At 71.4% G+C, this 14432-nt stretch carries 13 protein-coding genes; 9 read left to right on the forward strand and 4 right to left on the reverse strand.

Annotated features, from left to right (window positions below; translation table 11 throughout):
- Window positions 1–28: 28 nt before the first annotated feature.
- A complete protein-coding gene (locus G401_RS49000; RefSeq protein ID WP_051367261.1) occupies window positions 29–1963 on the forward strand; it encodes a sialidase family protein in 1935 nt (644 codons plus the stop codon).
- 122 nt (window positions 1964–2085) lie between these two features.
- Here G401_RS49000 and G401_RS0128100 read toward each other — a convergent pair whose 3' ends face one another.
- Window positions 2086–3990, reverse strand: coding sequence for a Xaa-Pro dipeptidyl-peptidase (locus G401_RS0128100; RefSeq protein WP_034593383.1), 1905 nt, complete (start codon window positions 3988–3990; stop codon window positions 2086–2088).
- A gap of 199 nt (window positions 3991–4189) precedes the next feature.
- On the opposite strand from G401_RS0128100, the gene G401_RS0128105 reads away from it, so the two are divergent.
- Window positions 4190–5323: a family 16 glycosylhydrolase gene (locus G401_RS0128105; RefSeq protein WP_027345090.1), complete on the forward strand. Its 1134-nt coding sequence runs from the start codon at window positions 4190–4192 to the stop codon at window positions 5321–5323.
- Window positions 5324–5331: 8 nt separating this feature from the next.
- Here G401_RS0128105 and G401_RS0128110 read toward each other — a convergent pair whose 3' ends face one another.
- On the reverse strand, window positions 5332–5679 hold the full coding sequence (locus tag G401_RS0128110; protein WP_027345091.1) for an STAS domain-containing protein: 348 nt from the start codon (window positions 5677–5679) through the stop codon (window positions 5332–5334).
- Window positions 5680–5871: 192 nt separating this feature from the next.
- Between G401_RS0128110 and G401_RS0128115 the strand changes: the two genes are divergently transcribed.
- The 7 genes from G401_RS0128115 (at window position 5872) to G401_RS49010 (ending at window position 12400) form a co-directional block, all read left to right on the forward strand.
- Window positions 5872–6726 (forward strand): STAS domain-containing protein, encoded by an 855-nt coding sequence (locus tag G401_RS0128115; RefSeq protein ID WP_027345092.1) that lies wholly within the window; start codon window positions 5872–5874, stop codon window positions 6724–6726.
- Complete coding sequence (locus G401_RS0128120; protein ID WP_027345093.1) at window positions 6726–7133, forward strand: STAS domain-containing protein; 408 nt, start codon at window positions 6726–6728, stop codon at window positions 7131–7133. The genes G401_RS0128115 and G401_RS0128120 overlap by 1 nt, the downstream gene beginning before the upstream one ends.
- Window positions 7130–7549 (forward strand): anti-sigma regulatory factor, encoded by a 420-nt coding sequence (locus G401_RS0128125; RefSeq protein ID WP_034593385.1) that lies wholly within the window; start codon window positions 7130–7132, stop codon window positions 7547–7549. Before G401_RS0128120 ends, G401_RS0128125 begins: the two co-directional genes overlap by 4 nt.
- Window positions 7546–8550 (forward strand): SpoIIE family protein phosphatase, encoded by a 1005-nt coding sequence (locus G401_RS0128130; protein WP_034593387.1) that lies wholly within the window; start codon window positions 7546–7548, stop codon window positions 8548–8550. Before G401_RS0128125 ends, G401_RS0128130 begins: the two co-directional genes overlap by 4 nt.
- Window positions 8547–10277: an ATP-binding protein gene (locus G401_RS49005; protein WP_064741874.1), complete on the forward strand. Its 1731-nt coding sequence runs from the start codon at window positions 8547–8549 to the stop codon at window positions 10275–10277. The genes G401_RS0128130 and G401_RS49005 overlap by 4 nt, the downstream gene beginning before the upstream one ends.
- Before the next feature lie 2 nt (window positions 10278–10279).
- Entirely contained in the window at window positions 10280–11857 is a 1578-nt protein-coding gene (locus G401_RS0128140; protein ID WP_027345096.1) for a fused response regulator/phosphatase, read from the forward strand.
- 72 nt (window positions 11858–11929) lie between these two features.
- Window positions 11930–12400, forward strand: a complete 471-nt coding sequence (locus tag G401_RS49010; RefSeq protein ID WP_051367262.1) for an ATP-binding protein — start codon at window positions 11930–11932, stop codon at window positions 12398–12400.
- A 107-nt stretch (window positions 12401–12507) separates the two neighbouring features.
- On the opposite strand, the gene G401_RS0128150 is transcribed toward G401_RS49010, so the two are convergent.
- Window positions 12508–13725: a sensor histidine kinase gene (locus tag G401_RS0128150; protein WP_027345097.1), complete on the reverse strand. Its 1218-nt coding sequence runs from the start codon at window positions 13723–13725 to the stop codon at window positions 12508–12510.
- Entirely contained in the window at window positions 13722–14378 is a 657-nt protein-coding gene (locus G401_RS0128155; RefSeq protein WP_027345098.1) for a response regulator transcription factor, read from the reverse strand. The genes G401_RS0128150 and G401_RS0128155 overlap by 4 nt, the downstream gene beginning before the upstream one ends.
- Window positions 14379–14432: the final 54 nt, after the last annotated feature.

A 14432-nucleotide genomic window follows, 5' to 3' on the forward strand; every position in this document is an offset into this window, starting at 1 on the left:
GTCTACTGTGGATGCCTACAGTGGTCGTATGCGCATGCGTACCCTGCTGCGGGCGGTGCTGGCCGTGGCGGTCCTCACCGTCCCGGCCGTCACCGCCCTGCCGCCCGCCGCCCTCGCGGCCACCACGATCTTCGCCGAGGGACAGACCTACAACGGCGTCACCTACGAATGCTTCCGCATCCCGTCGATCGTCCGCTTCCCGGACGGCGAGCTCGTCGCCTTCGCCGAGGGCCGGATCACCTCGGTCACCCCGGGCCGGGTCTGCGAGGACAACGGCAACATCGACGTCGTCACCAAGCACTCCTACGACAACGGCGCGACCTGGACCGACTTCGGGATCGCGGTCAAGGGCAACAAGGACGTCAAGGACAGCCCCGCTCCGTTCATCGTGCCGGGGACCGACAAGATCGTCCTGCTCACCGCGGTGGGCTGCATCGAGCACCCGTCGTGCGGCTCGTATCCGTGCCGCCTGTCGGGGACCACCGGCACCGATCCGGTGTGCGGGCGGCAACCCCGCGTCTCGTACAGCAGCGACCGGGGCAGGACCTGGACGGCCCCCAAGGACATCACCGGCCAGCTGGGGTGGACCTTCCCGCCCGCCTGGCTCGCCATCGGGCCCGGACATGGAATCGTTCTCAGCCCCTCCGGCCGGTTCGTCGGCGGCATGAACTACATCAACGGCGGCGTACGCAGCGCGGCCCTCATCTACAGCGACGACCAGGGCGTGACCTGGCACCGGGGCGAATCGCAGAACTCCACCGCGACGGTCGACCCGGGCGAGCTGGCGGTCGCGCAGACCGCCGACGGCAAGGTGTACGTCAACGCCCGCAACCAGGCCAACCCGACCGGTGACCTGTGCGAGAACGACGGCCGCGACAACCGCACGTACGCGGTCAGCCCCGACGGCGCCACCCTGTCCAAGAAGTTCGGCTTCGAGTCCGACCTGGTGACGCCGACGGCGTACGGCTCGCTGCTGGCGGTCGGCAACCGGCTGCTGTTCGCCAACCCGTCGATCTGCGACCGCCGCCACGACCTGCGCATCCGGACGTCCTTCGACAACGGGTGCAGCTGGCAGACCATCTCCGACCAGGGCAAGCAGGTCTGGGCGAACGACGCGTCGTACACGGACATGGTCCAGATCAGCTCGACCTCCGTCGGCCTCATCGGCGAACTCGGCCCGGACGGCAACGCCGCCGCGACCCTGAGCTGGCTGACTTTCAATCCCACCACCCTCGGTACGCCGCACACCCTCGTCGACACCCCGGACAGTTCGGGCAACGGCCTGGACTCGTGCCTGTCCTGGGGAACGACCGGCGCCCCGGCGACCGTGGCCGGCCGCGTGGGAACCGCCGTCAAGCTCGGCGGCGGCAGTTACGTGAAGATCCCGTACGCGGCCGCGGACGCGACCGGCGCCGGCGACTTCACCTGGAGCGGCTGGTTCGACACGTCGTCGGCCACCGGTACCCAGGCCGTCCTGTGGGCCTACGACCAGGGCGCCGGCAAGCCCCAGGTCTGGCTGCGGCTCGAAGCCTCAGGGACGGGGGTACGCGTACGCGGCCACGCCGAGGCGGTCACCGCGGGCACGAGCGCGTGGACGACCACGACGGCGGACATCTTCCCGGCGCCGGTCCTCGCCGTCAATTCCTGGCACCATTTCGCCCTCGTACGCTCCGGCACGACCCTGTCGCTCTACCTGGACGGGGTGTTCGCCGGTGCGAAGACGGGGCTGACCGGGAACGTCAGCGCCAGCGGCGAGATCGCCGGCCTGGACGCCGAGGACCAGTTCACCATCCACCTCGGACACCGGCCGGACCGCGTGCTCCCCGGCGACGCCCCGTACCCGTTCAGCGGGATGCTCGACGAGATCTCCCTCTACAAGCGCGCCCTGACCGACACGGAGATCGCCGCCCTGGCCTCAGCCACCACTACCCCCGCGAGCCCGGCCCTCGCCCTCTCCTTCTGACCGCACCCGCCCTGCCCCGCCCCGCTTGATCCCGTTTGGATCAGGGAAATCACCCGAATCATGGGCCATGATGAGGTGCGAATCCCTGATCCAAACGGGATCTTCGGTGGGTGCGAGGGCTGTTACCGAAGGGTGAGGCGGGTCGTGGTCTGCGCGGGGTCGATGACGGTGGCGGGCGCGGACAGGGCCGAGGCCGCGAACGACGCCGGGGCCACCGGCAGCGCGAGCGCGCAGCCGCTGAGGTCGTAGCTGACCGTCGCGCCGGTCGAGTGCGACGAGACGAACTCCGCGTCGCTCAGCGTGAGCACCAGCCCGAGCTGGTGGCCGGCCGGGATCACCTGGTCGATCGGCCGCAGCTGGATGGTGATCGTGTAGTACGTGGACGTCGACATCGCGGTCGTGGCCGACAGCGAATCCCGGTGGGCGCCGTCGATCCAGCCGCGGGCGAGGACCTGCTGCGCCGACGAGGAGACCGTCTTCGCGGTGTCCTTGTAGCAGGCGTCGTCGGCGGTCGTGGCCGAACCCCAGCAGGTCTGCGTGGTCAGGGTCGTGATCCCCTCACCGGAACTGCGGTAGTTGACACGGGTCGCCGTGCCGTAGTCGACCAGCCGGGCCGACAGCGTCGTCGTCGACTTGCTCGACTTCACCTTGAGCGTGACGGTCGGCGTACCGGCGATGTGCAGGGCGGTGGCGAGGGCCGCGGTCTCGTAGACCTTCCGGCCGGTCCGGCTGGTCGCCGGGGAGGAGACCGCGTTCGTCTCGGTCAGCGACGGGGAGTCCGTGATGGACAGTGTGCCCGCGGCCGGGGCGGCGGTGCTGAGCGTACCGGGGTTGGCGGTGCCGGCGAGGGAGTAGTTGACCGTGGCGGTGCCGGCCGGCGGCCAGACCGAGCTGGTGGACCAGGTGTCCGCGGCGCGTTCGACGTCGGCCGTCGGCGTGCTCATGATGCCGTTGGCGATGCCCATCAGCCAGTAGTCGAACCACTGGTGCAGGGTGTCGACCCAGGCCGCGCGGCGGAAGTCGAACGGGTCGACGTGCCCCTCCTGGGACAGCCAGATCTTGCGCGGTACGCCCGCCGCCGACAGCGCGTTCCACCACTTGCCGAAGTTGACGCCCTGCACGTTGAGGTCGTTCATGCCGTGCACGACGAAGACGCTGGCGTGCACCTGGCCGGCGGCCGCGGCGGGGACGTAGTCGCGGGCCGCCCAGAACGCGTTGTAGTTGCCGGTACTCGCGTCCGAGCCGCTGGACAGCGCGCTCGCCACGGCGGAACAGGCGCTCGACGTCCGCCCGGTCACCAGCGACTGCAGGCTGGTCACCGAGCTCACCTTCGGGTTGACCGAGCCGTTGACCCGCTCGTAGTCGTACCAGCTGGAGATGGCCGAGATCGGGACGATCGTGACCAGCCCGGCGACACCCGTCGCGGCGACACCGTTGGCGATGCTGCCGTCCCACGACTTGCCGATCATGCCGACCTTGCCGTTGGACCAGCTCGCCACGACGGCCGTCCCGCTCGCGGTGTGCGCCGTCGTACGCCCGTTCAGCCAGTCGATCACCGCCTTCGCCCCGGCCACCTCCTCGGGGCCGCCGACGTCCTCGCAGCCGGTCGACTTGGACGTGCCGGGCAGGTCGGCGGCGATGAACGCGTACCCGCGGGGGACGAAGTAGTTGTCGTAGTACAGCGGGAACTTCGTCACCGTGCCGTCGGCCGCGTAGACCTTGGTCTCGCTCTCGTTGCCACGTCCGCAGCAGTCGTAGTAGGGCGACGCGTCCATGATGACCGGGACGGTCGCCACCCCGCTCAGCTCGCGGGGGCGGATGATGTCCGCCACGACCTTGTCCGGCACGTGGTCGCCGTCGTTGTCGAGGGCGGTGTCGACGTAGACGGTCTCCCGGATCGCGTCGGTGTAGGAGTAGACGGGGTCGGTCTGGGTGAGCGCGGCCGCGTGCGCCGGTCGGGCGTACGCGCCGCCGCCGACGAGCACGACGGCCAGCACGAGGGGGATGATCAGGCGAGGTGTACGCATGGCACATCGTGGCACCGGTCAACGAGAAATGTCGATGCTCAAATATCGATGCCGGATCGGCCGCTTCGGTAAGCCATCCGACACTTGCCGGGCGGGATCGGCGTACAACGAAGATCGGCAGGTCAGCATGCCCGACCCGTTCGTGTAGATCTATGCGGACGGGCGCTTGCCGGACAGCCGCCGCTGTTAAGGTCGCCGGGTGCTGTCCGCGGACCCGTACGCTCCCGCCCACCGCCGCCGCGGCGGCCGGCTGTGGCTCGCCATCGGCCTGCCGGTCGCGGCCCTGGCCGTGGTGATCGGGGTGGTGCTGGCGATGCTCGCGTTGCCGCCGACGCAGGTGAGTCCCCGGGCGCAGGGCGGTCCGCTCGCCGGCCCGCAGCCGAGTGAGTCCATCGTGGACGGTTCGCCGTCGGCCATGGGGCCCAGCCTCTCGGCCACGCCGAGCCCGTCGGCCTCGGGCCAGGCTTCGACCACGGCGAAGCCGTCGCCGCGCAAGCCGGTTCCCCCGTGCGCCGACTGCGGTCAGCCGCCCTTCGCGGCGGCCGGCGGCAAGGCGTGGAAGGTCACCTTCAACGAGGAGTTCGACGGCTCGGACTACGACCACGACCACCTGACGCCGTGCTTCGACTGGAACACCGGCGGCTGCACCAACTCGTTCAACAACGGCCGCGAGCACTACCAGTCGTCGCAGGTGCGGGTCTCCGGCGGCACGGCCAAGCTGGTCGCGGCCCCGCTCTCACCGGCGCTGAAGGCCGACGGCTGCCAGAACGGCACCTGCACCTACAAGTCCGGGCTGCTGTCGACCGCGCGGCCCAACGCGAACAACGGCTCCGGCTACCTCTACAAGTTCACCTACGGCTACGTCGAATCGCGCTTCAAGGTGCCGGCCGGCCGCGGCTTCTTCACCGCGTTCTGGATGCTGCCCACCGACACGAGCTTCCACTACCGGAGCGAGATAGACATCCTGGAGATGCTCGGCGACGACCCGAGCACCATGTTCATGACCTACAACTACGACGACCGCACCCAGTCGTACGCCGTGAACAAGGGCAAGGGCAACAACGGCGCGTGCGCGGTGAAGGACTACTCCAAGGACTTCGTCCGCATGGGCGTGGACTGGGAGCCCCACCGGATCGCCTGGTACATCGACGGCAAGATGTGCGCGCAGTACACCGACGCGAGTCAGATCGAGAACGGGCCCATGCAGATCATCCTCAACCTGATGGTCGACGTGGACTGGCAGCGCCGGTGGGGCGTGGGCCTGGCCGACCCGTCGCTGACGCGCCAGCTCGAGGTCGACTACCTGCGCGTCTACCAGCAGGTGCCGGCCTAGCGCCGGTCTCAGGTGCCGGCCAGCTCGGCCGCCGCCTCCTCGACCGTCGCGGTCACGACCAGGGCCTCGATCAGCCCGCTGATCTCCAGGATGCGCCGGACGATGGCGGTCGCGCCGGCGATGGCCAGCCGGCCGCCGGAATCCTCGAGCCGGGTGGCGATCGCGACGAACGCCGTGATGCCGGACGAGTCGCAGAAGCTCAACCCGCTCGCGTCGATCACCACGTCGCGCCGGCCGGCCGCGATCAGCTCACCGGCCGCCCGGGTCAGCTGCGGCGCGGTCACGAGGTCGAGGTCGCCGGTGACGGCCAGGACGCCGTACGCGCCGGCCTCCGTGGCGGAGGTGCTCAGCGGCATGACGCCCCCGTGGACGGTTGGGCGGTGCGCGCACCGGGTAAGACGGCGCCGCAGTCAAGCGGGACGGGAGAGACGGCCATGGTCACGATTGTGGCCACAACTCGCGAGACCTGCAACGCGACGTGTCGGCCGACATGGCCGGCGGGTAGCGTGGCCGCTACCGAACGTCGCTGAAAGCCACACGGAGGACACATGGAGACGAACACGGCCCTACGCCTCGCGGCGGTGCTCGCCGACCGGCAGGACGCGGTGGTCGAGGCCTGGTCCGACGCGGTCCGGGAGACCCTGCGCGGCCGGCTGACCCGGGCCGAGCTGGACCGGCAGCTGGCCGATCTGTACACGCTCCTGCGCACCTTGCTCGAGTCGGGCAGCTCGTCGCTGGGCCGGCCCGATGCGGCGGATCTGCGCTCGATGCTGTCCGATCTGTCGCATGCGCGGGCCAGGCAGGGCTTCTCGGTCTCGGAGACCGCCATCAGCGTTTTCGCGCTGAAAGCGGCGTTCTACCGGGCCGCCGGCGACGACGATCACGTGTCGAAGGCCGACTTCGCGGCGTTCTCGCTGTTCATCGACGACCTCGGGCTGCACACCGTGGAGACCTACGTGGCCGCCCGTGATTCGATCATCACCGAGCAGTCCCAGCAGCTGATGGAGCTGTCGACCCCGGTGGTGAAGCTGTGGGACGGGGTGGTCGCCGTACCGCTGATCGGCACGCTCGACTCGGCCCGGTCCCAGATCGTCATGGAGCGGCTGCTGCAGGCGCTGGTCGACACCGGCTCCCCGTACGCGATCCTCGACATCACCGGCGTACCAGCGGTGGACACCCAGGTCGCCCAGCACATCCTGAAGACGGTGGTGGCCGCCCAGCTGATGGGCGCGCAGTGCATCATCTCCGGCATCCGGCCGCAGATCGCCCAGACGATCGTGTCGCTGGGCATCGAGTTCGGTGAGATCGTCACGAAGGCGAACCTGTCGGACGCCCTCCAGTACGCCCTGCGCTCGCTCGGCACGGACATCGGCAAGCGGGCGCCCCGCGGCGCGGTGATCTGATGGACCGGATCCCCGTCCTGACCCTGGGCGACGTGCTGCTGGTCTCGATCCAGGTGGACCTGGAGGACCAGCTGGCGCTGCGCCTGCAGGAGGATCTCGCCGACCGGATCGTGTCCACCGGCGCGCACGGTGTGATCATCGACATCACCGGGCTGGACATCGTCGACTCGTTCGTGGGCCGGATGCTCGCCACCATCGCAGCCGTGTCGAAGGTGCTCGACGCCGAGACCTTCGTCGTCGGCATGCGCCCGGCGGTCGCGATCACGCTGGTCGAGCTGGGCCTGCCGCTGCGCGGCATCCGCACGGCGCTCAACGTCGAGCTGGGCCTGGCCGCGCTGCGGGCCGCCCGCGCCGCCGAGTACGCCGAGCCGGAGGAGAGCGACGACGACGAGTCGGTCGCCACATGATCAACGCCGAACCGACCGGGGAGACCCGCCGGCAGGGCATCGGCGGGGACGACGACGTCGTACGCGTACGCCAACTCGTGCGGGCGGCCGCCGTGGCGACCAAGCTCAGCCTCGTCGACCAGACGAAGCTGGTGACCGCGGCCAGCGAGCTCGCCCGCAACACGCTGATCCACGGCGGCGGCGGGTACGCGGAGGTGATACCGGTCACCAACGGCCGGCGCAACGGCATCCTCATCGTCTTCGTCGACGACGGCCCCGGCATCGTCGACCTGGATCTCGCGTTCACCGACGGCTACACCACCGCGGGCGGGCTGGGGCTCGGGCTGTCCGGGGCCCGGCGGTTGATGGACGAGTTCCGGGTGGAGACGACGCCCGGCGAGGGGACCACCGTCTCCGCCGTCAAGTGGGAACGATGACCGCCACCGTCCGCACCACCGAGGACCGGGCCTGGCTGCCCGCGACCGAGGTGACGGGAGCGGGCGGCGTACGCCGGGCGGCGGTCGCGCTCGGTGCCGAGGCAGGGCTGTCCGAGCAGGCGCAGGCCGGCCTGGCGATCGTCGCGACCGAGCTGGCGACCAATCTCGCCCGGCACGCCGAGGGCGGCGTGGTCCTCCTCCGGCTGGTCCGCAGCGACGAGGCGTACGGGGTGGAGATGATCGGGATCGACCGCGGCCCCGGCATGGCCGACCTGGCGGCGTCGACAGTGGACGGACACTCCACGGCCGGCACGCTCGGCATCGGTCTCGGTGCCATCCAGCGGCAGGCCTCGGAGCTGCACGCGTACTCCCGTGTGGGCAAAGGGACGGTGCTGGCGGCCACGGTCTGGAGCGCGACCCCCGCGGCGGCCTGGTACGCGGGCCTGCGCCGGCCGATGGACGGCGAGACGGTCTGCGGCGACGGCTACGCGGCGCGGCTGGTGGGCGAGCGGCGGCAGATCATGCTCTGCGACGGGCTCGGGCACGGCGCGCTCGCCGCGATCGCCGCCGACGCGCTGGTCACCGCCTTCCACGCGGCCCCGGCCGCGGGTCCACAAGAGACACTCAACTTCCTGCACCGCAAGGTCACGCACACCCGCGGCGCCGTCGTGGGCATCGCCGATCTCGATCCCGTACGCGGTGCCGCCCGCTTCGCCGGCATCGGCAACATCGGGGCGGTGGTCTGCGCCGACAGCCGCCGCGCGATGGTGTCGCTGCCGGGAATCGTGGGCCACCAGGCGCGCACGATCCGCGAATTCGAGTACCCGCTGACACCCGGCGCCCTGGTCGTCCTGCACACCGACGGCCTGACCGACCGCTGGGACCTCGCCGACTACCCGGGCCTGTCCCGGCAGGCGCCGGTCGTGGTGGCCGCGACCCTGCTGCGGGACGCCGGCAAGCGGCGCGACGACGCGGCGGTCCTGGTGGCGACGGCCACATGAGCGCCCGGGAGCTGCTGCGTGCGGTGGTCGCGACGGAGGCCGATGTTTTCGGCGTACGCCGTCAGGGAAGACAACTGGCGGCGGGGCTGGGACTGGAGAACCAGGACCAGATCCGGGTGGCCGCGGCGCTGTCGGAGACCGGGCGGCGGCTGCTGCCGCTGGGCCGGGTGACGGTGATCTTCGCGCTGGAGGCCCCGCAGCCCGCGCTGTTGTTCGCCGCGACGGTCGCGGCGGACGTGGACGAGGAGTTCGTCGCCGCGCTGGCGGTGACAAGAGGACTGATGGACCGCTGGTCGGTCGAGCGGGAGCCGGGGAGGACGACGGTGATGATGGCGCGCCGGGTGCCGGACAAGGCCGCGACCCTGACCGACGACCAGCTCGGCGCGCTGCGTACGGAGGTCGTCTCGGCCCAGACCGGTACGCCGCTGGAGGAGCTGGCCGAGCACAACCGGCAGCTGCTGGCGACCCTGGGCGAGGTCCAGACGCAGCGCGACGAACTGCTGCGGCTCAACGCCGAGCTGGAGGAGACCAACCGCGGCGTGCTCGCCCTCTACACCGAGCTGTCCGAGGAGCTGGAGGCCACCAACCGGGGCGTGGTCGCGCTCTACGCCGAGTTGGAGGAGCGCTCGGCGCAGCTGCGCGCCGCGAGCGAGGCCAAGACGCGGTTCCTGGCCAACGTCACGCACGAACTGCGCTCGCCGGTCAGCTCGATCACCGGCCTGACCCGGCTGCTGCGCGATCCCCTGTCCGACCCGCTCTCCGCGGAGCAGTCCCAGCAGCTCGACCTCATCGACGCCTCGTCGCGCAGCCTGCTGACGCTCGTCAACGACCTGCTCGACCTGGCCAAGGCCGAGTCCGGCCGGGTCGAGCCTGCGATCGAGGACACCGACCTGCGGCCCATCTTCACGACCCTGCGGGGTACGCTGCGCGCCGCTCCGCGGTCGGCGGACACCTCGCTGGTGGTGGACGATCCGGTCGGCGTACCGGTGATCCACACTGATCCGATCATGCTGGCCCAGGTGCTGCGCAACCTGCTCACCAACGCGCTCAAGTTCACGCCCGACGGCGAGGTACGCCTGACGGCCACCGTGGACGGTGCATGGGTCGCGCTGGCGGTGAGCGACACCGGCATCGGCATTCCCGAGGCCGAACAGGACCGGGTCTTCGAGGAGTTCCACCAGGTCCGCAATCACCTGCAGGCGTCGGCGCAGGGGACCGGCCTCGGGCTCGCGTACGCGCGCCGGCTGGCCGAGGCGCTCGGCGGCACCCTGGAACTGGCGAGCGAGGTCGGCCGGGGGAGCACCTTCACGCTCCGGCTGCCCGTCGGCGGGCCGGCCGACGCCCGGCCCGACCAGCCGATCAGCGTGCTGCTCGTGGACGACGACGACACGTTCCGCGGGGCCGCCGCCCAGGTGCTGCGCGGTTGTGGGTTCGGCGTACGCGAGGCAGCCGACGGGCGTACCGCGCTGGCCGCGATCGCCGCCCGGCCGCCCGATGTGGTCCTGCTCGACCTGCGGCTGGCCGAGCTCGACGGGTTCGCCGTGATCGAGGCCCTGGAGGCCGACGAGCGGCTGCGCTCGATCCCGGTGGTGGTCGTGACGGCGTACCGGGCCGACGTGGTGGACACGGCCGAGCTGCGGCACGCGGTGGCGGTGCTCGACAAGACGTCGACCACATTGGACGATCTGTGCGGCGTCGTGGTGCTGACCGCCCGGCGGCGGGGCTGACGATGAACACCGTCCTCGTCGTCGACGACACCCCGTCCAAGCGCTACATCCTGGCCAGCTGGCTGCGCCGCGGCGGGTACGCGGTCGACGAGGCGGCCACCGGCGCGCAGGCGCTCGAACGCTTCGAACGCGGCGGCGTGGACCTCGTCGTCCTCGACGTACGCCTGCCCGACGCGAGCGGCTTCGAGGTCTGCGAGCAGATGAAGGCGCACCCCGTGCACGGGGCGACGCCGGTGATCCACGTGTCGGCGGCGGCGATCCACGCCGTGGACCGCACGCACGGGCTGGAGCGGGGCGCGGACGCGTACCTGGTGGAGCCGATCGACCCGGACGAACTGCTGGCCACGGTGTCGGCGATCCTGCGCTACTACCAGGCCCGCATCCAGGCCGAGCGGCTGGCGTCCCGGCTGGCGAACCTGGTCCGGGTGACCGCCGCGATGAACGGCGTGACCGCGCAGCGGGCCCTGCTCGAAGCCGCGGCCGCCGGCGGTGCCGAGATCTTCCAGGCACCGATCCTCGTCATCGCCAATGACGCGGACGGCGCCCGGGTGGTCGCGGCGTGCACCGGTCCCGGCGCCGCCGTCGACGTGCGACCGTCCATGGTGGACGTCGGCGACGAGCCGGTCGGCGTACGCTTCGCCGACGAGTCGGCCGGGCGCTGGCCGCAGATCGCCTTCCCGCCCGACGGCACCGTACGCGTGCTGACCGTGCGTACGCGCGCCGACCGCCCGGCCCTGTACGTCATCGTGCCGACGGCGGCCACCCTGGAGGGCGCGCCGGTGCTGACCCTGTTCGGCCAGGCGGTGATGGCGGCGACCGAGGCGGTGCGCCTGTTCGACGAGGAGCACAATCTCGCCCTGACCCTGCAACGCAGCCTGCTGCCCGCGCGCCCGCCGGCCGTGGCCGGTTACGACCTGGCCATCCGGTACGTCCCGGCCAGCGACACCGCGGAGATCGGCGGCGACTTCTACGAGGTGGTACGCATCGGCGACCGGCTCTTCATCGCGGTCGGGGACGTCGGCGGGCACTCCCTGCACGCCGCGACGGTCATGGCCGAACTGCGCCACGCGACCCGGGCGTACCTGGTCGAGGGGCACGGTCCGGCGGCCGTCCTGGACCGCCTCAACACCCTCGTCCGGCGGCTGCTGCCCGGCGAGATCGCGACACTGTGCCTGTTCAGCCTGGACACGGCCACCGGGGAGATGCTGATGGCGAACGCCGGCCACCCGCCGCCGCTGCTGCACCGGCCGGACCCCGAAGCCTCTCCCGCGTTGCCGTGCGCGCCCGGAAGTGTCAGCATGATCAGCGAGCACGGTCCGTTGCTCGGCATTCACGTTCGGGCGGCCACCGAGACCAAGGTGACCCTCGATCCCGGTGCGACCCTCGTGCTGTACACCGACGGGCTCGTCGAACTGCGTACCGAGACGTTCGACGAGAGCTTCGAGCGGCTGGCCGCGGCCTCCGTCCGGATCGAACGCGACCTGGAGGAGTACGCCAGCCGGCTGCTCGCCGACGTGGGCCCGCCGGTGCCGAGCGACGACATCGCGCTTGTCGTCCTGCGCCGGCAACCCGCCGGCTGAACGGCGTCTGAACGGCGCGAATGTGGGTATGACGGACGCGAGGGCCACTGGATACGCGGGAGAGGGGGCGGCATGAGGGCGACCGACACCTCCCCGGACTGGGTGTTCGATCACGGGCAGCCCCGGATCGACGGCGAAGCCCCGCCATCGGGCACGCCCGGGTACGCGGTCGACATCGACTCGCTGGCCGCGCTGCGTACCGTGATCCTGCGTACGGCGGAGGGGTGCGGACTGACGCCCGAGCACCGCGACAATCTCGTGCTCGCCGTGAACGAACTGCTGACGAACGTCATGCGGCACGGCGGCGGGACCGGGCGGATGTGGCTGTGGCCGGACGGCGGCTGGCTCTACTGCCGGGTCGAGGACCACGGTCCGGGGCTGGCGCAGCCGCCCGGCGACGTCGGTGCGGAGCGGCCGGCGCCGTCGGCCGCCACCGGCCGCGGGCTCTGGTTGATCCGCCAGTTCGTCCCGCGGGTGAAGATCGAGACGGGCGGCCGGGGCACCCGGGTCACCGTCGCGATGCCCACCGTCGTCACGCCCTAGCCCGCCGGCCGGCCGCAGCCCTGTCGGGGTGGCGGACGTGGGCGGCGCCGACCTCGCCACCGGGGATCCGGCGGTCGCGTGACTCGACGCGCCCGGGATCGAAGGTCTCAGCTGCCCGGTAGCGTCACGGTGACGACGAGGCCGCCGCCTTCGCGGGGCCGGGCCGCCACCTGCCCGCCGTGGGCGCGGACGACGGACTGCACAATGGACAGTCCCAGGCCGGCGCCCTTCGCCGTCACCAGCCGCTCGTCGCCGTAGCGGCGGAACGGCTCGAACAGGCCCGGAATGTCGTAGGGCGGGATCGCCGGACCGCTGTTGGCGACCTCCAGGCGGGCCGAGCCGTCGGGCAGGGTGCCACTGGAGATCTCCGCGAACCCGCCGGGCGAGTTGTGCCGGATCGCATTGTCGAGCAGGTTCTGCGCGAGCCGCTCCAGCAGGATCGGATCGCCGGACGTACGCGCTTCCGCCCCGTCGGCGCGTACCGCCACGTCGAGGTCGCGGGCCTCGGCGGCGGACTGCGCCTCGACGTGCGCCACGACGTCGGCGAGGTCGAGTTCGGTGGGGCGGCCGATCTCCACCTCCGATTTGGCCAGCATCAACAGGCCGCTGATCAGCTGTTCGTGCCGCTTGTTGATCTCCAACAGGGTCTCGCCCAGCTGCTTGACGTCCGGGCTCGCCGTCCGCCGGTGCATCGCCACCTCGACGAGGGCCCGGTTCAGCGTCAGCGGCGTACGCAGCTCGTGCGAGGCGTTGGCGACGAACCGGCGCTGCCCCTCGAAGGACCGGTCGAGCCGGGCGACCATCACGTCGAACGTGTCGGCCAGCTCCTTCACCTCGTCCCGCGGTCCGGTCAGCGCGATGCGTTCGCGCAGGCCGTGCTCGGCCGCCGGGGCGTCGGCGATCCGCCGCGCCGTCTCGGTGACCTTGGTCAGCGGCGCGAGTACGCGTCCCGCCACGAGCCAGCCCAGCATGACCGAGACCCCGCTGACCAGGACGAGGGCGATCGCCCCCTGCGTGAGGAAGGCGGTCATCGTCGAGTCCCGGACCATCTTCTGCTGCTCCAGGATGAACTGCGGGGCCTGGTCCGCGGTGATCACGTCGCCGTTCGTCGTCCGCAGCACCGGTGGGTTGCCCTTGTTCACGTCGGCGTCGGAAGCCTGGCCGGAGCCGTAGACGGTGTCACCGGAGCCCATCCGGGTCCCGACGAAGCTGGCGATCCCCGGCCCGTGCTGCCCGACCAGCACGTAGGTCACCCCGAGCAGGACGAGGCCGGCGGCGAACAGCATCCCGCCGTAGACGATCGTCAGGCGCGTACGCAGACTCATGGGATGCGGTACCCCTCTCCGGGCAGCGTCTCGATGACGGGCGGATCGCCGAGCTTGCGGCGCAGTTTGAGAACCGTCAGCCGGACGGCCGAGGTGAACGGATCCGCGTTCTCGTCCCAGACCTTCTCCAGCAGCTGCTCGGCCGAGACCACCGCGCCGTCGCCCCGCAGCAGCTCGGTCAGCACCCCGAACTCCTTCTTCGACAGCAGGAGGTAGCGGCCGTCGCGGAAGACCTGACGGCGTACCGGGTCGAGAATGATGCCGGCCCGGCGCAGCACCGGCGGCGTCGCGGGCCGCGACCGGCGTCCGAGCGCGTGGACCCGGGCGGCGAGCTCCGGGAAGGCGAACGGCTTCGGCAGGTAGTCGTCGGCACCGAGCGCGAGCCCGGCGACCCGGTCGGAGATCTCGCCGGACGCGGTCAGCATGAGCACCCGCGCCGTCGAATCGCCGGCCACGACCGCCCGGCACACGTCGTCGCCGTGCACGACCGGCAGATCCCGGTCGAGGACCACCACGTCGTAATCGTTCACGTCCAGCCGCTGCAACGCCGCCGCGCCGTCGCCGGCCACGTCGACGGCGTGCGCGTCGTCCCGCAGCCACTCCGCGATCGCGTCGGCGAGCAGCCGCTCATCCTCCACCACCAATACCCGCATCCGACAATGGTGCCTGCCGACCCTGTTTCTTCCCTGTTAGCGGAGGAGACCAGA

The sequence above is a fragment of the Hamadaea tsunoensis DSM 44101 genome, from assembly GCF_000428945.1.
Taxonomy (GTDB): domain Bacteria; phylum Actinomycetota; class Actinomycetes; order Mycobacteriales; family Micromonosporaceae; genus Hamadaea; species Hamadaea tsunoensis.